The following is an 18,651-nucleotide window of genomic DNA, read 5'->3' on the forward strand; positions in this document are numbered from 1 at the left end:
GTCTTCCTGCCGTCGTACGCCCATCAGCTCTACGGCAGTGAGGCCCTCGGGCCACGACGGGCCGACCCCCGCGCCCGCCACCGTCACCCGGCAATCGCGTGCCACAGGCCCCCTGTTGCGCTGCTTTCCCGTACGTGTGGGGGAGCGGCCCCCGGCCCGGCATATTCTCCGAGCCATGTGACGGCACGCCCCACCCCCGTACAAAGTCGGGCGATCGCTCGCCATACTGGACGAGCCAGGGGAGGGCGGGACGAACACCGACGGGGGCGAACGCGGGAGATGGGGGACAGCAGACTGATCCAGGGTCGCTACCGCCTGCTCGATCTGATCGGGCGTGGTGGCATGGGCGAGGTGTGGCGCGCGCGGGACGAGTCGCTGGGACGGCAGGTCGCCGTGAAGTGCCTCAAGCCGCTGAACCCGCACCACGATCAGTCGTTCACCCGCGTCCTGCGTGAGCGGTTCCGGCGTGAGGCCCGGGTGGCCGCCGCGTTGCAGCACCGCGGGGTGACCGTCGTCCACGACTTCGGTGAGTCCGACGGTGTTCTGTACCTGGTGATGGAGCTGCTCGACGGCCGCAATCTCAGCCAGCTCCTGGAGGACAACGGGCAGCGGCCGCTGCCCGTCGGTGACGTCGTCGACATCGCCGAGCAGGTCGCCTCCGCCCTCGCCTACACCCACCAACAGGGCATTGTGCACCGGGACTTGAAGCCCGCGAACATCATGCGGCTGACCGACGGCACGGTGAAGATCTGTGACTTCGGCATCGCCCGCCTCGGCGCCGACATCGGGTTCACCTCCCGGCTGACCGGCACCGGCATCGCGATGGGAACCCCGCACTACATGTCGCCGGAACAGATCAGCGGCACCGAGGTCGACCAGCGCAGCGACCTCTACTCCTTCGGCTGCGTGCTGTACGAACTCGCCACCGGGGCACCGCCGTTCGACCTCGGCGACGCCTGGGCGATCCTCATCGGCCACCGCGACACCCCGCCCCGTCCGCCCCGTGCCGAGCGTGCCGAGGTGCCCGAGTACCTGGAGAAGGTCATCCTCGACCTGCTGGCCAAGCTCCCGGAGCAACGTCCGCACGACGCCCGGGAGTTGGGGCGCCGGATCACCATGGGCCGTACGACACCCTTGTACGTACCGACCGTTGTGACCCCGCAGCCCCGACTGCGCCCGTCCGAAGCGGTGTCGGAACCGGCGTCCGAGCCCGCCTCCCGTGAAGCGCGCCTGCCGTCCTGGACGCGCGGGATGACCACCGGGCACAAGGCGACCGGCGCCGGACTGCGCACCACCCCGCCGGACGCCGGAGCCGGACTCACCGGCGAGTGGATCGCCCGCCCGACCGCCGGCCACGCCGAGGAACCCGCGCCGGGGTCACCGTCCGCACCGTCCCAGGAGACCCTCGACGCCCTGGCCGGACGCCACAACGCGGGCCTGAGCCTGGGGAGGTTGGGCCGCTGGGCCGAGGCCGGCGAGGTGCACCGCGCGGTCGCCGCCGAACGCACCCACCTCCTCGGACCGGATCACCCCGACACCCTCGCCAGCCGGTACGAACTCGGCTTCACCCTCAGCCGCACCGGCCGCGCCGCCGACGCCCTGCACGAATACACGCACGTCGCCCGCGCCAGGGAAGGGGCGTTGGGCGCCGACCATGCCGACACGTTCGCCGCCCGGCAGGAAATGGCGTACGTGCTGGGCCAGTTGGGCCGCCACTTCGACGCACACCAGGTGTACACGTCCGTACTCGCCGCCCGGGAACGCGAGATGGGCCCCGACCATCCGGACACCCTGCGCTGCCGTCACAACCTCGCCTTCAACCTCAGTCGGTTGGGCCGCCTGGAGGACTCGTACCGCATGGCCTGCGAGGTCGCCGCCGCGCGCGCCCGCGTGCTGGGCCCCGGCCATCCCGACACCCTGGTGACCCGGTACGAAGTCGCTTACGCGCTCGGCCAGTTGGGCCGCTGGCCCGAGGCCCTGCAGACCTATGGCGAGGTCGCCGAGGCCCGCGCCCAGGCACTCGGCCCGGACCACGCCGACACGCTCGCCGCCCGGTACGAGGTCGGCATCAGCCTCGGCCGGCTCGGCCGCAGCGCCGACGCCCTCAAGCTCTACCGCGACCTGATCGACGACCGCACCCGCGTCCACGGCCCCGCCCACCCCGAGACCCTCCGCGCCCGCCACGGCCTAGGCGTCAACCTCGGACGCCTCGGCCGCTGGGAGGAGGCCCTCGCCGAGTCCCGCGACGTGTGCGCCATCCGCGAGCGCGTCCTAGGCGCCGACCACACCGACACCCTGGTCAGCCGCCGCGAGGTCGCCGTGGGCCTGGGCTGGCTGGGCCGCTGGGCCGACGCCCTCACCGAGTACCGCCGGGTCGCCGCCGCCCGCGAGCGCGTCCTCGGCCCGGACCACCTCGACACCCTCGCCAGCCGCAACGACGAGGCCCACTGCCTGGAACAACTCGGCCGCAACGCCGAGGCGGTCGAGCTGTACCGCCGGGTGGCGGTACTCAGACAGGGGCGTGCGGCGGGCGGCCACTGAGAGCCGCGCCGCCAACTCCGTCCGTGGACGCGAACAACCCCGTCTGCCGACCGGAACGGCGGCGTCTGCCTTCGCCCCTGTCTGCGTCCTCCCGCAGGTGCCCGGCACCGCCCGCCTCCCCCCGGCCGTGTTCGCGGACGGCCGCGCCACGGCCGTAGACCAACGCCCCTGGGCCAACCCCCAAGGGCCAACGCCCGAAAGAGGCGCGGGGAACTGCGCGACCAGCCCCCACGGCGCGTCACCCGCGAAACAGCCCAAGGAGGCACAACCTACGCGCCCCTCATCCGGCCACAGATGGAACCACGGCGCCTGCCCCCGGCCCGGTCCACATCCGCTCACGGCCACCGAGCACAACCCGCCCACCCCTGGCCGACCTAGATCACCTCGTGTTACGAAGAACCATGCCTGCACACGAGGGACCCGGACACCGGACGTACGACGCCGTCATCGTCGGCGGTGGACACAACGGCCTGGTCGCCGCCGCCTACCTGGCCCGGGCCGGGCGCTCCGTGCTCGTCCTGGAACGCCTCGGCGGCACCGGCGGCGCGGCCGTGTCGACGCGCCCGTTCGCCGGGGTCGACGCGCGGTTGTCCCGGTACTCGTACCTGGTCAGCCTGTTGCCCAAGAAGATCGTGCGGGACCTCGGCCTCGACTTCCGCATCCGAGGGCGCACCATCTCGTCGTACACCCCCGTCGAACGCGACGGACGTCCCACCGGCCTCCTCGTCGGCGGCGGCGAGCGCCGCACTCGGGACGCCTTCGCCCGGCTGACCGGCGGCGACCGCGAGTACGCGGCCTGGCAGCGGCTCTACGGCATGACAGGCCGCCTCGCGCAGCGGGTCTTCCCCACGCTCACCGAACCGCTGCCCACCCGCGACGAGTTGCGCCGCCGCGTGGACGACGAGGACGCCTGGCGGATGCTCTTCGAGGAGCCGATCGGTGTCGCGATCGAGGAGAACTTCACCGACGACCTGGTCCGGGGCGTGGTCCTCACCGACGCCCTCATCGGCACCTTCGCCGACGCCCACGACCCCACGCTCGCCCAGAACCGCTGCTTCCTCTACCACGTCATCGGCGGCGGAACCGGCGCCTGGGACGTCCCCGTCGGCGGCATGGGCGCCCTGACCGACGCCCTCGCCGCCACCGCGCGCGAGGCCGGCGCCGTACTCGCCACCGGGCACGAGGCCGTACGGATCGACACGGACGGACGCGCCGCCGAGATCACCTACCGGACCGCCGAGGGAGAGGGAACGGTAGCCGCCCGGCACGTCCTCGTCGGCGCCTCGCCGCAGCAACTGGCCGCCCTCACCGGCGACGAGCCGCCCGCGCCCGCCGAGGGCGCCCAGCTCAAGGTGAACATGCTGCTCAAGCGGCTGCCCCGGCTCCGCGACACCTCGGTCGACCCGCGCGAGGCGTTCGCCGGCACCTTCCACATCGCCGAGGGTTACGACCAACTGGCCGTCGCGCACGCCCAGGCCGCGTCCGGTTCGCTGCCCGCCGCGCCGCCCTCGGAGATCTACTGCCACTCGCTCACCGACCCGAGCATCCTCGGCCGGGACCTCGTCGAAGACGGCTACCAGACGCTTACGCTCTTCGGTCTGCACACCCCGGCGCGGCTGTTCGAACGGGACAACGACGCCGTACGCGACGAGCTGTTGAAGGCGACGCTGGCCCAGTTGGACCACCACCTCGCCGAACCCCTCGCCGACTGCCTGGCCACTGACGCGGACGGCCGCCCCTGCATCGAGGCGAAGACCCCGCTCGACCTGGAACGCGACCTCAGGCTCCCCGGCGGCAACATCTTCCATCGAGAGTTGTCCTGGCCCTACGCCCAGGACGACACCGGCCGTTGGGGCGTCGAGACCCGGCACGCGAACGTCCTGTTGTGCGGGGCGGGCGCGGTGCGGGGCGGGGGCGTGAGCGGGGTGCCGGGGCACAACGCGGCGATGGCGGTGCTGGAGGCGGGGGAGCGCTGAGGGGCATGGGGTGCGCTGATGCCCTGCCGGAGAGGAAGGAGTAGGTGGACGTGTCATCGGTCGGGGACTTCTACGACGCACTCGCCGCCGACTACCACCTGATCTTCCCGGACTGGGACGCGAGCATGGCCCGTCAGGCGGCGGCGCTGGACGGAGTCGTCCGGGCTCGGTTGGGTGCGGGGCCACACCAGTTACTGGACTGTTCGTGTGGGATCGGCACACAGGCGATCGGGCTGGCCGGGGTCGGACACCGCGTGGTCGGCAGTGATCTGAGCCCGGCCGCCGTCGCGCGGGCCGCCGCGGAGGCCGCGAGCCGGGGTGTCGGGCTTCCGGTGACCGTGGCGGACATGCGTGCGCTGCCGTACCGGACAGCCGCCTTCGACGTCGTCGTCTGCGCCGACAACTCGCTGCCGCATCTGCTCACCGCCGACGACGTGCGCACGGCCCTGGTCGGCATGCGCCGGGTCCTGCGCGACGACGGGCTCCTTGTGCTGAGCGTCCGGGACTACGACAGGATCCGCGCCGCCCGTCCCCCGTCCGCGCCCCCGCAGGTGTCGACGACCGCCCAAGGCCGGGTGATCACCTTCCAGTTGTGGCATTGGCGCGAGGACGGTGAACGCTACGACCTGGAGCCCTTCCAGCTCGTGCCCGGTGAGGGCAGTGGCTGGGCGGTGCGGGTCCGGCGCACCTCGTACTGGGCTTTGACGCGTGCGGAGTTGGGCGCCGCGGTGGCCGACGCGGGCTTCACGGAGGTCAGTTGGCACGAGCCGGGGGACAGCGGCTTCTACCAGCCGGTGCTCACGGCTCGGCCGCCTCGGTCGGCCCGTGACTCCAGGAAAATCTGACGGAGCATCAGAAAAGGTCTTCCGTCGTCCGGAGGACTGCGGCATTCTGCGCCCATGCAGACGGAGTTGAGCAAGAAACTGGGAGTCGAGCACGCCATTTTCGGCTTCACGCCGTTCCCCGCCGTCGCCGCGGCCATCAGCCGGGCCGGCGGTTTCGGAGTGCTCGGCGCGGTCCGCTACACCGCCCCCGACGACCTCAAGCGCGACCTCGACTGGCTGGAGGCGCACGTCGAGGGGATGCCGTACGGCCTGGACGTCGTCATGCCGGCGAAGAAGGTCGAGGGTGTCACCGAGGCCGAGGTCGAGGCGATGATCCCGGAGGGGCACCGGCGGTTCGTCACCGAGACCCTGGCCAAGTACGGCGTGCCCGAACTCGCCGAGGGCGACGTGTCCGGCTGGCGCATCACCGGGTGGATGGAACAGGTCGCCCGCAACCAGCTCGACGTCGCCTTCGACTACCCGATCAAGCTGCTCGCCAACGCCCTCGGCTCCCCGCCCGCCGATGTCGTCGCCCGCGCCCATGACCGCGACGTCCTCGTCGCCGCGCTCGCGGGCAGCGCCCGGCATGCCCTCAAGCACGCGGAGGGCGGCATCGACATCGTCGTGGCCCAGGGCTACGAGGCGGGCGGCCACACCGGCGAGATCGCCTCCATGGTGCTCACGCCCGAGGTCGTCGACGCGGTCGATCCACTGCCTGTGCTGGCCGCCGGTGGCATCGGCAGCGGACAGCAGGTGGCCGCCGCGCTCAGCCTCGGTGCCCAAGGCGTGTGGCTGGGCTCCCTGTGGCTGACCACCACAGAAGCCGATATGCACTCGCCCGGCGTGACCCGCAAACTGCTCGCCGCCGGGTCCGGCGACACCGTCCGCTCCCGCGCCCTGACCGGGAAACCGGCCCGCCAACTGCGCACCGAGTGGACCGACGCCTGGGACGACCCGGACGGCCCGGGCACTCTCCCGATGCCGCTGCAGGGCCTGTTGGTCGCCGAGGCGGTGTCCCGCATCCAGAAGTACGAGGTCGAACCACTGCTCGGCACCCCCGTCGGCCAGATCGTCGGCCGCATGAACAGCGAACGCAGTGTCCAGGCCGTCTTCGACGACCTCACCCGCGGTTTCGAGCACGCCGTCGACCGCATCAACCGCATCGCCGGAAGGAGCGGCCAGTCGTGAGCACAGAGGACACAGGCACACAGGGCGCCACCACAGGTGGTGCGGGCACACAAGGTGAGACCACACGTGGGGAGACGACACAGGGCGCTGCCACACAGGGCGCTGCCACACAGGGCGCTGCCACACAGGGCGTGAGCACACCCCCCGCCGGTTTCTGGGCCCAGGCCGCTCAGGACCCCGACCGTGAGGTCCTGGTCGCTCCCGACGGCGAGGTGTGGACGGCCGGTCGGCTGCACGCCGCCGCCAACCAGCTCGTCCACGGTCTGCGCGCCGCCGGGCTCGAACGCGGCGACGCCTTCGCGGTCGTGCTGCCCAACGGCGTGGAGTTCTTCACGGCCCATCTGGCCGCCACCCAGGCCGGGTTCTACCTCGTCCCCGTCAACCACCACTTCGTCGCACCAGAGATCGCCTGGATCGTCGCCGACTCCGGCGCCAAGGTGCTCATCGCGCACGAACGCTTCGCCGAGCCCGCCCGCCAGGCCGCCGACGAGGCCGGCCTGCCCGCCACCCACCGGTACGCGGTCGGCACGGTCGACAGCTTCCGGCCGTACGCCGAACTCCTCGACGGACAACCGGAGTCGGCGCCCGAGGACCGCACCCTCGGCTGGGTCATGAACTACACCTCGGGCACCACCGGCCGCCCCCGCGGCATCCGCCGCCCCCTGCCGGGCAGGCCGCCCGAGTCGGCGTACCTCGGCGGGTTCCTCGGCATCTTCGGCATCAGGCCGTTCGACGACAACGTGCACCTGGTCTGCTCACCGCTCTACCACACGGCCGTCCTCCAGTTCGCGGGCGCGAGCCTGCACATAGGGCACCGCCTGGTCCTGATGGACAAGTGGACCCCGGAGGAGATGCTCCGCCTCATCGACCGCGAGAAATGCACCCACACCCACATGGTCCCGACCCAGTTCCACCGCCTCCTCGCCCTACCGGAGGACGTACGGGCGCGCTACGACGTCTCGTCCATGCGGCACGCCATCCACGGCGCCGCCCCGTGCCCCGACCATGTGAAGCGGGCGATGATCGACTGGTGGGGCCACAGTGTGGAGGAGTACTACGCGGCCAGCGAGGGCGGCGGTGCCTTCGCGACCGCCGAGGACTGGCTGAAGAAGCCCGGCACGGTCGGCAAGGCCTGGCCCATCAGTGAACTCGCGGTCTTCGACGACGACGGCAACCGGCTCCCGCCCGGTGAACTCGGCACGGTGTACATGAAGATGAGCACCGGCGGCTTCGCCTACCACAAGGACGAGGCCAAGACGAAGAAGAACCGCATCGGTGACTTCTTCACCGTCGGCGACCTCGGTTTCCTCGACGAGGACGGCTATCTCTTCCTGCGCGACCGCAAGATCGACATGATCATCTCGGGTGGCGTCAACATCTACCCGGCCGAGATCGAGTCCGCGCTCCTCGCCCACCCCGCCGTCGCCGACGCCGCCGCCTTCGGCATCCCGCACGACGAGTGGGGCGAGGAGGTCAAGGCCGTCGTCGAACCGTCCCCCGGCCACGAGCCGGGACCGGCCCTCGCCACCGCCCTCCTCGACCACTGCGCCGAGCAACTAGCCGGCTACAAACGGCCCAAGAGCATCGACTTCATCACCGAGATGCCCCGCGACCCCAACGGCAAGCTGTACAAGCGGCGGCTGCGGGATCCGTACTGGGAGGGGCGGACGCGGCCCGTGTAAGTGCTTAGGCACTTGGGAGGGGGAAGGGTGTGGTCCCGACTCATGTGGTCTCGGCCCATGTGGGGCGGGCCCACCCGACCACCCCGACCAGCCCGCTTGACCTGCCCGGGTGGCGGCCCGAGGATCATGTGTCATGACGCCCGGACACGGCAGCACGGTTGACGGGGTACTGCGACGCAGCGCCCGGCGCACTCCCGCACGGGTGGCGGTGGACTACGGCGAGCGCTCCTGGACGTACGAGGAACTCGACGACGCCGTCTCCCGTGCGGCGAGCGTGCTCCTCGACCAGGGCCTGGCGCCGGGCGACCGGGTCGGCTCCTACGGCCACAACTCCGACGCCTATCTGATCGGCTTCCTGGCCTGCGCCCGCGCGGGCTTGGTGCACGTGCCGGTCAACCAGAACCTCACCGGCGACGACCTGGCGTACATCGTCGGCCAGTCCGGCAGCACGCTGGTGCTCACCGACCCGGACCTCGCCGGTCAACTCCCCGACGGCGTAAGGACGTTGTTCCTGCGGGACGCGGACGGCTCGCTGCTGGACCGGCTCGCGTCGGCGTCGCCGTACGACGGGCCCGAGCCGCGCACCGACGACCTGGTGCAGTTGCTCTACACCTCGGGTACGACCGCGCTGCCCAAGGGCGCGATGATGAGTCACCGGGCCCTGGTGCACGAGTACTTGAGCGCGATCACCGCTCTGGACCTGAGCGCGGGGGACCGGCCGGCGCACTCGTTGCCGCTGTACCACTCGGCGCAGATGCACGTCTTCCTGCTGCCGTACCTCGCTGTCGGGGCGACGAACATCATCCTCGACGCGCCCGACGGGGACCGGCTCTTCGGCCTGATCGAGGCCGGGCGCGTGGACAGTCTGTTCGCCCCGCCCACCGTGTGGATCGGCCTGGCGAACCGGCCCGACTTCGCGACCCGTGACCTGAGCGGGCTGCGCAAGGCGTACTACGGCGCGTCGATCATGCCGGTGCCCGTCCTGGAGCGGCTGCGCGAACGGCTCTCCAAGCTGGCGTTCTACAACTGCTTCGGGCAGAGCGAGATCGGCCCGCTGTCCATGGTCCTGGGCCCCGATGAGCACAAGGGGCGACTGGACTCCTGCGGCCGTCCCGTCCTGTTCGTGGACGCGCGTGTGGTCGACGAGGACGGCAAGGACGTACCCGACGGAACGTCCGGCGAAGTCGTCTACCGCTCACCGCAGTTGTGCGAGGGCTACTGGGACAAGCCCGAGGAGACCGCCGCCGCTTTCCGTGACGGCTGGTTCCACTCCGGCGACTTGGCGGTACGGGACCCGCACGGCTTCTTCACCGTCGTCGACCGGGTGAAGGACGTCATCAACTCCGGTGGCGTACTGGTCGCTTCACGCCAGGTCGAGGACGTGCTCTACACCCACGAGGGCGTCGCCGAGGTCGCCGTGATCGGCCTCCCCGACGACCGCTGGATCGAGGCCGTCACCGCGGTCGTCGTCCCGCGCGGCGAGGTCACCGAGGCCCAACTCATTGACCACGCACGGGAGAAGCTCCCCCACTTCAAGGCGCCGAAGCGGGTCGTGTTCGTGGACGAGCTGCCGCGCAACGCCAGCGGAAAGATCCTCAAGCGGGAGTTGCGGGAGCGGCTCGGCGACTGAGCGGTCTCACCCGGGAGCCCGAACGTTCTCCCCGGGACCCGAGGCCGGGGTGGGTGTCGGGGCCGTGCGGGCCTCCGCTCCCGCGATCGTGTCCTTCAACACCTCGCGTGCCGCGGCGAGGTCGGCGGCTCGGCGGTCGAGGTCGTTCAACTGGGCACGCAGAGCGTCGAGTACACCCGGGCAGGGCTGCACTGCGGCCCCGTCCGTGGTGCAGGGCAGTACGTGCCGGATGACCCGGGTGGGCAGCCCGGCAGCGAGGAGCGCGCGGATGCGCAGCACGGCGGCGGTGTCCGAATCGGCGTACTCCCTATAGCCGTTGGGAAGCCGTGCGGGTCGTAGCAGCTCCGCCCGTTCGTAATGGCGCAGCAGTCGCTCGCTGGTACCCGTCCGCTCGGCCAGCTCCCCGATCAGCACCGGCGCGAACCCCTTTCCGACTTGACCTTCCAACGGTGTCAGGGATCAACACTGGCTCCCGCCGCCCGCATTCCGCCGGGCGGCCGGCCCGCTCAGGGAGCGCACATGATTCTCGACGCCCACAGCCATGTCCACGACCCGCTCGATGCCCACCTGTCGTCGCTCGACGCCGCGGGCGTGCGCCGCACGGTACTGTTCCCCACCCGAGCGCACCCGGAACGGGCCACCGACCTGGACTCCCTCCACCACGAAATGGGCGCCCTGGAACGGGCGTTGGCCGGTGGTTCCGACGACGACGGATTCGCCCTGGCGCTACGGGAGTTGGACGGTGCCCTCGCCGCACACCCCGACCGCTTCCTCGGCTTCGGCTCCGTCCCCCTCGGCCGCCCCGACGCCGAGACGGCGGCCCGGGTGGAGCGCGACGTGACCGGCCGCGGGCTGTACGGCATCGGGGAACTCACCCTGCCCCCGGACCGGGCGGCCCTCGTCGAACCGGTGCTCCGTGCGGCGCGCGACCACACCGGACTCCCCGTGGTCGTGCACGGTGCCGCGCCCACGACTGCGGCGGACGTCCGCACACTCGCCGAACTGGCCGCCCGCCACCCGAAGGTGCCGCTGGTCATCAGCCAACTGGCCGGAGCCCACTGGATGGTGGCCATCGAACTCGCCCGCGCCACCCCCAACCTCCACCTCGAACTCGCCACCGCGAACATCGTCTTCGCCGTCCGCCTCGCCATCCGTGAACTCCCCACCCGCACCTTCTTCGGCTCCGACGCGCCCTACGGAGACCCGGTCGTCGCGCGCACGACGGTGGAACGGGTCACGTCTCCGGGCGAGGTGCGTGACCGGGTGCTGGGCGGGAACCTGGCGGAGTTGCTGCGGCTGGGGTAACTGCACGTTTCCGGCGGGGACTTGGGGCGGGAGAGTCGCCTCAGGGCGTTCGCAGGTCCACGATGCGCCGGATCTTGCCCACGCTGCGCTCCAGTGACTCCGGTTCCACGATCTCGACCGCCACGGAGACGCCGATGCCGTCCTTCACGGCCGTGGTGATGGCGCGGGCCGCCGCGTCCCGGGTCTCGGGGCCGGCGTCGGGGCGCGCCTCGGCCCGTACCGTGAGGGCGTCGAGGCGGCCCTCACGGGTGAGCCGGAGCTGGAAGTGGGGTGCGACACCCGCGGTGCGCAGGACGATCTCCTCGATCTGAGTGGGGAAGAGGTTCACCCCGCGCAGGATCACCATGTCGTCACTGCGGCCGGTGACCTTCTCCATGCGCCGGAAGGCCGGTCGGGCGGTGCCGGGGAGGAGGCGGGTCAGGTCCCGGGTGCGGTAACGGATCACCGGCATGGCCTCCTTGGTGAGGGAGGTGAACACCAACTCGCCCTTCTCGCCTTCCGGTAGGACTTCACCCGTGATCGGATCGACGACCTCGGGGAAGAAGTGGTCCTCCCAGATGTGCAGCCCGTCCTTCGTCTCCACGCACTCCTGCGCGACACCCGGACCGATCACCTCCGACAGCCCGTAGATGTCGACCGCGTCGATCGCGAACCGCGCCTCGATCTCCAGCCGCATCTGCTCGGCCCAGGGTTCCGCCCCGAAGATGCCGACCCGCAGGGAGGTACCGCGCGGATCCACCCCTTGCCGCTCGAACTCGTCGAGGAGGGTGAGCATGTAGGACGGGGTGACCATGATGATCTCGGGCTTGAAGTCCTGGATGATCTGCACCTGGCGGGCCGTCATACCGCCGGACGCGGGGATGACCGTACAACCCAGTCGCTCGGCACCATAGTGGGCGCCCAGACCACCGGTGAACAGCCCATAGCCGTACGCCACATGCACCTTGTCGCCGGGCCGTCCGCCTGCCGCGCGGATGGAACGAGCCACCACGTCCGCCCACATGGAAAGGTCGTTCTCTGTGTAGCCGACCACTGTGGGGCGTCCGGTGGTGCCGCTCGACGCGTGGATGCGGCGGATACGGTCCTCGGGGACGGCGAACATGCCGTACGGGTAGTTGTCGCGCAGGTCCAGCTTGGTGGTGAACGGGAAGAGGGCGAGGTCGGAGAGCGCACGGCAGTCGTCCGGGTGGATTCCGGCCGAGTCGAAGGACCGACGGTAGAAGGGCACGTTCGCGTAGGCGTGCCGGAGGGAGGCCCGTAGCCGCTCCAACTGCAGTGTCCTGAGTGCGTGTTGGTCGAGCTGTTCCCCCGAGTCGAGCAGCTCCGCCGCGTCCGCCATCGGCGCACTCCTCCGTAAATCATGCTATTTCGGGCGACCGATCATTCGGTCGATGTGTGTGGGATCAGTAATCCAGCCAACCGCCCACCGGGGCAAGAGGTCTGCCCCCACTTTCTCGACGCGTCGCCCGGCAGCATGGCCACGCGCCGGATCGCGGACGCCTCCACCGGGCAGATCGTCGACGCGGCGCTGACCTGTCGCCCCATCGCCCTCCGAGGACGTGAGGAACTGCCTTGCGTCGGGGCGCGGTTGGCGGTGAGGATCAGCCGCATGCCGACCTTCACCGCCACCGACGGCACCGAACTCGCCTACCACGTCCGGGGCGAGGGCGAGCCGCTGGTCGTCCTGCCCGGAGGGCCCATGCAGGCCTCCGCCTACCTCGGCGACCTGGGCGGACTGGCCGCACACCGTCGGCTGATCCTGCTCGACCTCCGGGGCACCGGCGACTCCGCGGTGCCGGCCCGCCGGAGGTCGTACCGCTGCGACCGGTTGGTCGATGACGTCGAAGTGTTGCGTGCCCACATGGCGTTGGACCACATGGACCTGCTCGCGCACTCGGCGGGCGGCAGTCTCGCGATGCTGTACGCGGCCCGGTACCCCGAGCGAGTGGCACGGCTGGCGCTCATCACCGCCACCCCGTGGGCGCTGGACATGCCGGCCACGGTCGAGGACCGGCTCGCTGCCGCGCGGCTGCGGAAGGGCGAGCCGTGGTTCGAGGCCGCGTACCCGGCGTTCGAGGCATGGCTCGCGGGCACGGAGGACTTCGACCCGGTCTTCGAGCCCTTCTTCTACGGCCGTTGGGATGCCGCCGCCGAGAGACACTCCGCGCTCGCCGACGAGCAGTGCAACGACGAGGCCGCCGACCTGTACTTCTCCGAAGGCGCCTTCGACCCGCCCGCCACCCGGGCCGCCCTCGCGGACCTGCCCGCACCCGTCCTGGTCCTCGCGGGCGAGCTGGACGGCGGCCCCCGGCCCGGCCTCGCCCGCCGCGCCGCCGACGTCTTCCGCAACGCCGAGTCGGCGGTCCAGCCGGGCGCCGGGCACTACCCGTGGCTCGACGACCCGGAGTGGTTCGTGCGCCGTGTCACCGCGTTCCTCGAGGGGAGCGGCGGGTCTCTGCCCTCGGCAGAGTAGGCGGATGGCCCGGCGGCCCACCGGCTACGTTCCCGGTATGGACACCGAGATCCGCACCGTCAAGGCGAACGGCATCACCCTCGCCTACCGCGCCTGGGGCCCCGAAGGGGCGCCGCCCGTCCTCCTGCTCCACAGCCGGGGCGCAGACGGGACCGACTGGACGCCGATCGCCGAGCGGCTCGCCACCGGAGCCGTCCCGTACCGCGTGTACGCCCCCGACCTGCGCGGCCACGGAACCAGCGACTGGCCCGGTACCGAACCGGGGGCCACGGCGGAGGCGTACGCCTACGAGTCGATGCGGGACGACATGCTCGCCCTTCTCACCGCCCTCGGTGTCGAACGCGTCGACGTCATCGGGCACTCCCTCGGCGGCATCGTCGCGTATCTGCTCGCGCAGGAGGCGCCCGACGTCGTACGGCGGCTCGTTCTGGAGGATGTGCCCGCGCCCATCGCCTTCGACCCGCCCCGGCCGCCCACCGAACGACCTGCGGGGGAGCTGTCGTTCGACTGGGCCATGATCGAGGCCACCGACGCCAGAGCGAACGACCCCGACCCCATGTGGTGGGACCACATGGGGCGGATCACCATGCCCACGCTGGTGATTGCGGGTGGTCCCACCAGTGGAGTTCCTCAGGACCGGGTCGTCGTGGTCGCCGAACGGATCCCCGACGCGCGGCTGGTGACCGTCGACGCCGGACATCTCGTGCACGAGAACCGGCCGGAGGAGTTCCTCGCCGTCGTGGTGGCGTTCCTGGTTGGGGAGCAGGTCACTTCGCGTAGGCCGTCATGAAGCGGTCCCGGAACTTGTCCATGCCCAGCACCGGTGCGCTGTCGGCGGGCTTGAGGCCGTCCGTCCAGCCCCAACTGGAGATCTTGTCCAGCACCTTCGGGTCGTGGGCCACGATGGTGATCGGCACGTCCCGGTCGGCGGTGCCCCCGGTGACCGTCGGGACGGGCTGGTGGTCGCCGAGGAAGACGAGCACGGTGTTCTTGTTGCCGTAGCGCTGGACCCACTGGGTCAGGCTGTCCACGGAGTACTGGATGGCCTTGCGGTACTCGGTCCGCACGCGCTTCGCGCTCTTCCAGACCTCCGTCGGGTTCGTGCCCTCCTTCTTGATCTGGTTGAAGATCGTGCCGTCGCCGAGCTGGTTCCAGGGGATCGTGTGGGCGATGGGCGACCAGGGGTTGTGGCTGGAGGCCAGGATGATCTCCGCCATGATCGGGTCGCGGTTCTTCTTGCCGTACTCCAGCTTCTCGAAGGACTCCAGGCTGAACTGGTCCGGCACCGGCGTCCAGCTGAAGTACGGGCCGTTGTAGCCGAGGTGCGTGGAGTCGTAGATGTTGTCGAGGCCGAAGTACTTGCCCTCGGGCCAGGACTTGCGCACACCGGGGACGATGCCGACCGTGCGCCAGGCGCCGGTCTTCTGGAAGTAGCTGGTGAGGGTCGCGCGGGTGCTCGTGGTAACCGTCCGGTACCGCTGCTGGTTCTTGATCCACAGGCCGGACAGGAACGTCGAGTGGGCGAGCCAGCTGCCGGCGCCGGTCACGGGCGACCTGAGCCACGCGCTGCGCGACGAGAAGCCGGCCGCCTTGAGCCGGGCGTCGCCCGCCGTGAGCGTCTTGTCCATCTCCGGTGCCATCGTCGGGTCGTCGAGGGCGACCCGGCCGTAGCTCTCGATGAAGGTGAACAGCACGTCCTTGCCGCGGAGTCCGGTGAGCAGTTGGTTGGGCGGGGTCTTCGCGAAGGCGTCGACGGTGAGCTGCTTCTTGAAGACGTCGGCGTCACCGAGACCCTCGCGGACGTACTTCACACGGTTGGTGAGGAACTGGCTGTAGCCCTTGGTGGCGAGCGTGACACCGCCGACCTGCACGCTCAGGGTGAAGCACATGATCCACACGACACCGAGGACAAGTGTGGTGCGTACGGCCGTGGGGCGGTGCCTGGCCATCACATCCGCCAGCCGCACCATCGCGAGCGCGCTGCCCGCGAGCACGGCGATGAGCAGGACGATCACGCCGATGATCGCGAGCACCTCGCCCGAGTGACCGAACGAGTCCTTCATCCAGTCCGCCGCGTCGCTCAGCAGGACCCAGTCGAAGACCAGGTCGAACGGCCGCGCCAGGGTCTCGTAGAAGCCCATGTCGAGGCACTTCAGGACGGTGGACAGCCCGACGAACGCACCCAGCACGACGGCGGTGATCCGCCGGGCCCGCGACGGCAGCGCGAGAAGCACGACCGCGAGGACGATCAGCTCCACGGGCAGCCGGAGGAACGACTGGAACGTCATCCGGTCGAGCCGGTCGGGCACGACCAGCGCGACGAGCAGCAGCGTTCCGGCCAGCACGCTGGTACCCACCCCTACGGCACGTGCGGTGCGGGGGTAACGGCGGCGCCAGCCGAACAGACCGGCACGGAGGGGGAGTTGGGACGATCGCTCGGTGGGGTCGGTTGGGTCGGTGGGCGCGGCGGACTCCGCGGGCTCAGCGGACGCAGCGGACTTTGCAGAGTCACTGGTCTCGGCGGGTGCGGTGGACTCTGCGGGGTCAGCGGACTCGGCGGGTGCAGCGGACTCCGCAGAATCGCCGGGCGCGGAGGATTCTGCTGGGCCGCCGGTCTTTGCGCTCTCGCCGGGTTCGGCGGACTCTGCGAGGTCTGCGGATTCCGCGGAGTTGCCGGAATGTGAGGATTCGCTGGGCGTCGTGGACTCCGCGGGCGCTGCGGACTCGCCGGGTTCGGCAGGCGCGGTGGAGTCAGCGTGCTCGACGGACTCTGCGACCTCGCTGGGCTGTACGGGCTCGGCGCGCTGGGCGGAGTCGGCCGGCTTAGCGGACCGTGCGTGCTCAGCGGGCTCGTCGGACCCTGCGGACGCGGCGGATTCAGCAGGCTCGGCGGGCTTGGCCGACTCGGGGGCGTCGGACGAACTGTCCGCGTCGGCGGAGCCAGCCGCGTTGGTCGCGTCGGCCAGGTCAGCCGAGTCAGCCGCATCGGCTCGGGCAGCTGCCTCGGTCGCGTCGGCCGTTTCACCCGGGTCGGTCGCCTCAGCCGACTCCGTCGACCCGGTCGCGTCAGTCGATTCCCGTGCCTCGGTTGCCTCGGTTGCCTCGACCGATGTGCGTGGCTCGGGTGGCTCCTGTGGTTCGGGCGATTCCGCGGCCTCCGTCGCCGCTGTCGGGTCGGTCTCCCCGGTGGCTTTCTGCTGCGCCGATGGGTGAGAGCGAGTGAAGAGCGGCACCCGAACGTCCTTCCGTGCTGAGCCCGGTGACGGCATGGCGGACCTGGCCCGGGCCACCACATCCGTCACCACCAGTACGGCCGCACGCTACCGTCAGTTCAATCCGGCCTGCGCGTTGACCCACTGTTGACTCACTGATCTGCGGAGACCGCCACCTCCCGCGCCCACCGGTAGTCCGCCTTGCCGCTCGGCGACCGCTGGATGGAGTCCGCGATCACCAACTGGCGCGGGATCTTGTAGCCGGCGAGATGGGTGCGACAGTGCGTCTGGATCTCGTCCAGCGACGGCCGTTCCGCACCCGGGCGCAGTTGTACGACGGCGGCGACATGGTTGCCCCACTTCGCGTCCGGCACCCCGGCCACCAGTGCGTCGTAGACGTCCGGATGCGACTTCAGCGCCTGCTCGACCTCCTCCGGATACACCTTCTCCCCACCGGTGTTGATGCACTGCGAGCCACGGCCGAGGACCGTGACGACGCCCTCCTCGTCCACGGTCGCCATGTCGCCGAGCAGGACCCACCGCTGGCCGTTCTTCTCGAAGAAGGTCTCGGCGGTTTTCCTCACGTCGTTGTAGTAGCCGAGCGGTACGTGACCGCACTGGGCGACCCGGCCGATCTCACCGACGGCGACCGGCTCGTGCGTAGCCGGATCTACCACCTGGGTACGGGAGTTGACGCGGATGCGGAACGACTTCCCGGCCCCGGAGTCGGCCGTCGCCGTGCCGTTGAAGCCCGACTCGGACGAACCGTAGTTGTTCAGCAGCATCGTGTTCGGGAGCAGCTCCTGGAACTGCCTGCGCACCGTCTCCGACATGATCGCGCCCGAGGACGACACGCTGAACATGGACGAGCAATCGGTGCCTTTCATGGGCCCGTTGAGCGCGTCGATCAGCGGGCGCAGCATCGCGTCGCCGACCAGGGACATGCTGGTGACCTTCTCCTTCTCGATGGTCCGCAGCACCTCCTCCGGCACGAACTTCCGGTGGATCACGATGCGTTGACCGAAGTTGAAGCCGATGAACGCAGTCAGCGTGGAGGTGCCGTGCATCAGCGGGGGAGTGGGGAAGAACGTGATCCCCGCCCCGCCGGCCGCGACCCGCTCGGCCAACTCCTCGGGTGTCTTGACCGGCTCACCGGTCGGCGCGCCGCCACCGAGCCCCGAGAAGAACAGGTCCTCCTGGCGCCACATCACACCCTTGGGCATCCCGGTCGTGCCGCCGGTGTAGATGATGAACTGGTCGTCCGCCGACCGCGCCGGGAACCCGCGCTCGGGAGACCCGGCGGCTTCGGCGTCCGTGAAGTCCACGGCGGACACGTCCGGCCCGTCCTCCGGCGCCGCTCCCACCCGTACCAGGTGCCGGAGTTGCTCCGCACGCGGCAGTGCGGCCGCCACCCGCTCGGTGAACTCCGTGTCGAAGACCAGCGCCACGAGATCGGCGTCCCGGTAGAGGTACACCAACTCCTCTTCTACGTAGCGGTAGTTGACGTTGACCGGTACGACCCGCGCCTTGAGGCAGCCCAGCACCGTCTGCAAGTACTCGACGCCGTTGTAGAGATGGAGCCCGAGATGCTCACCCGGGCGTATCCCGGTGTCGATCAGGTGATGGGCGACACGGTTCGCGGCCGTGTCCAACTCCGCGTAGGTCAGGCGGCGTTCCGCGCCCGTGCCCGGGTGGTCGATGTACACGAGCGCCTCGCGGTCCGGGACCACGTCGACGACCGACTCGAACAGGTCGGCAATGTTGTACTCCACCACTCCTCCTGACGTCGGTTCGCCGGTCATCAGAGCAAAGGGCGCGGC

At 70.6% G+C, this 18,651-nt stretch carries 13 protein-coding genes; 9 read left to right on the top strand and 4 right to left on the bottom strand.

Annotated elements, in window-relative coordinates:
• The first annotated feature begins 279 nt into the window (after positions 1 to 279).
• From OG504_RS47750 to OG504_RS47775, 6 genes are all read left to right on the top strand, one after another.
• Entirely contained in the window at positions 280 to 2,541 is a 2,262-nt protein-coding gene (locus OG504_RS47750) for a tetratricopeptide repeat protein (protein WP_405995426.1), read from the top strand.
• A 401-nt stretch (positions 2,542 to 2,942) separates the two neighbouring features.
• Positions 2,943 to 4,517 (top strand): phytoene desaturase family protein, encoded by a 1,575-nt coding sequence (locus tag OG504_RS47755; RefSeq protein ID WP_405995427.1) that lies wholly within the window; start codon positions 2,943 to 2,945, stop codon positions 4,515 to 4,517.
• A gap of 44 nt (positions 4,518 to 4,561) precedes the next feature.
• A complete protein-coding gene (locus tag OG504_RS47760) occupies positions 4,562 to 5,362 on the top strand; it encodes a class I SAM-dependent methyltransferase (RefSeq protein ID WP_405995428.1) in 801 nt (266 codons plus the stop codon).
• Positions 5,363 to 5,416: 54 nt separating this feature from the next.
• Positions 5,417 to 6,529, top strand: coding sequence for an NAD(P)H-dependent flavin oxidoreductase (locus OG504_RS47765; protein ID WP_405995429.1), 1,113 nt, complete (start codon positions 5,417 to 5,419; stop codon positions 6,527 to 6,529).
• 131 nt (positions 6,530 to 6,660) lie between these two features.
• Positions 6,661 to 8,211 carry an acyl-CoA synthetase gene (locus OG504_RS47770; RefSeq protein WP_405995430.1) on the top strand — a complete coding sequence of 517 codons (1,551 nt, stop codon included), beginning with the start codon at positions 6,661 to 6,663 and terminating at the stop codon, positions 8,209 to 8,211.
• Positions 8,212 to 8,344: 133 nt separating this feature from the next.
• Positions 8,345 to 9,841, top strand: coding sequence for an acyl-CoA synthetase (locus OG504_RS47775; protein ID WP_405995431.1), 1,497 nt, complete (start codon positions 8,345 to 8,347; stop codon positions 9,839 to 9,841).
• Positions 9,842 to 9,847: 6 nt separating this feature from the next.
• Here the strand turns inward: OG504_RS47775 and OG504_RS47780 are convergent, their stop codons facing one another.
• The gene (locus OG504_RS47780) at positions 9,848 to 10,255 is read right to left on the bottom strand and encodes a MerR family transcriptional regulator (RefSeq protein ID WP_405995432.1); all 408 of its coding nucleotides are present in this window, start codon (positions 10,253 to 10,255) and stop codon (positions 9,848 to 9,850) included.
• Positions 10,256 to 10,360: 105 nt separating this feature from the next.
• On the opposite strand from OG504_RS47780, the gene OG504_RS47785 reads away from it, so the two are divergent.
• Positions 10,361 to 11,146 carry an amidohydrolase family protein gene (locus tag OG504_RS47785; protein WP_405995433.1) on the top strand — a complete coding sequence of 262 codons (786 nt, stop codon included), beginning with the start codon at positions 10,361 to 10,363 and terminating at the stop codon, positions 11,144 to 11,146.
• Between the two features lie 40 nt (positions 11,147 to 11,186).
• On the opposite strand, the gene paaK is transcribed toward OG504_RS47785, so the two are convergent.
• A complete protein-coding gene (gene paaK / locus OG504_RS47790; protein ID WP_405995434.1) occupies positions 11,187 to 12,485 on the bottom strand; it encodes a phenylacetate--CoA ligase PaaK in 1,299 nt (432 codons plus the stop codon).
• A gap of 270 nt (positions 12,486 to 12,755) precedes the next feature.
• Here paaK and OG504_RS47795 point away from each other — a divergent pair, with 270 nt between their 5' ends.
• Both OG504_RS47795 and OG504_RS47800 read left to right on the top strand, forming a co-directional pair.
• Entirely contained in the window at positions 12,756 to 13,619 is an 864-nt protein-coding gene (locus OG504_RS47795) for an alpha/beta fold hydrolase (RefSeq protein ID WP_405995435.1), read from the top strand.
• 37 nt (positions 13,620 to 13,656) lie between these two features.
• Positions 13,657 to 14,409, top strand: a complete 753-nt coding sequence (locus OG504_RS47800) for an alpha/beta fold hydrolase (protein WP_405995436.1) — start codon at positions 13,657 to 13,659, stop codon at positions 14,407 to 14,409.
• On the opposite strand, the gene OG504_RS47805 is transcribed toward OG504_RS47800, so the two are convergent.
• Both OG504_RS47805 and OG504_RS47810 read right to left on the bottom strand, forming a co-directional pair.
• Complete coding sequence (locus OG504_RS47805) at positions 14,387 to 15,976, bottom strand: sulfatase (protein WP_405995437.1); 1,590 nt, start codon at positions 15,974 to 15,976, stop codon at positions 14,387 to 14,389. The genes OG504_RS47800 and OG504_RS47805 overlap by 23 nt on opposite strands.
• Positions 15,977 to 16,983: 1,007 nt before the next feature.
• Entirely contained in the window at positions 16,984 to 18,603 is a 1,620-nt protein-coding gene (locus OG504_RS47810; RefSeq protein ID WP_405995438.1) for an acyl-CoA synthetase, read from the bottom strand.
• Positions 18,604 to 18,651 lie beyond the last annotated feature (48 nt).

The sequence above is a fragment of the Streptomyces sp. NBC_00986 genome (assembly GCF_045162565.1).
Taxonomy (GTDB): Bacteria; Actinomycetota; Actinomycetes; order Streptomycetales; family Streptomycetaceae; genus Streptomyces.

Excerpts from the sequence above, each read along its gene's own strand:
- OG504_RS47785 (WP_405995433.1), top strand. The coding sequence starts at position 10,361 with ATGATTCTCGACGCCCACAGCCATGTCCACGACCCGCTCGATGCCCAC.
- OG504_RS47765 (WP_405995429.1), top strand. The coding sequence starts at position 5,417 with ATGCAGACGGAGTTGAGCAAGAAACTGGGAGTCGAGCACGCCATTTTC.
- OG504_RS47775 (WP_405995431.1), top strand. The coding sequence starts at position 8,345 with ATGACGCCCGGACACGGCAGCACGGTTGACGGGGTACTGCGACGCAGC.
- OG504_RS47750 (WP_405995426.1), top strand. The coding sequence starts at position 280 with ATGGGGGACAGCAGACTGATCCAGGGTCGCTACCGCCTGCTCGATCTG.
- OG504_RS47795 (WP_405995435.1), top strand. The coding sequence starts at position 12,756 with ATGCCGACCTTCACCGCCACCGACGGCACCGAACTCGCCTACCACGTC.
- OG504_RS47755 (WP_405995427.1), top strand. The coding sequence starts at position 2,943 with ATGCCTGCACACGAGGGACCCGGACACCGGACGTACGACGCCGTCATC.
- OG504_RS47800 (WP_405995436.1), top strand. The coding sequence starts at position 13,657 with ATGGACACCGAGATCCGCACCGTCAAGGCGAACGGCATCACCCTCGCC.
- paaK (WP_405995434.1), bottom strand. The coding sequence starts at position 12,485 with ATGGCGGACGCGGCGGAGCTGCTCGACTCGGGGGAACAGCTCGACCAA.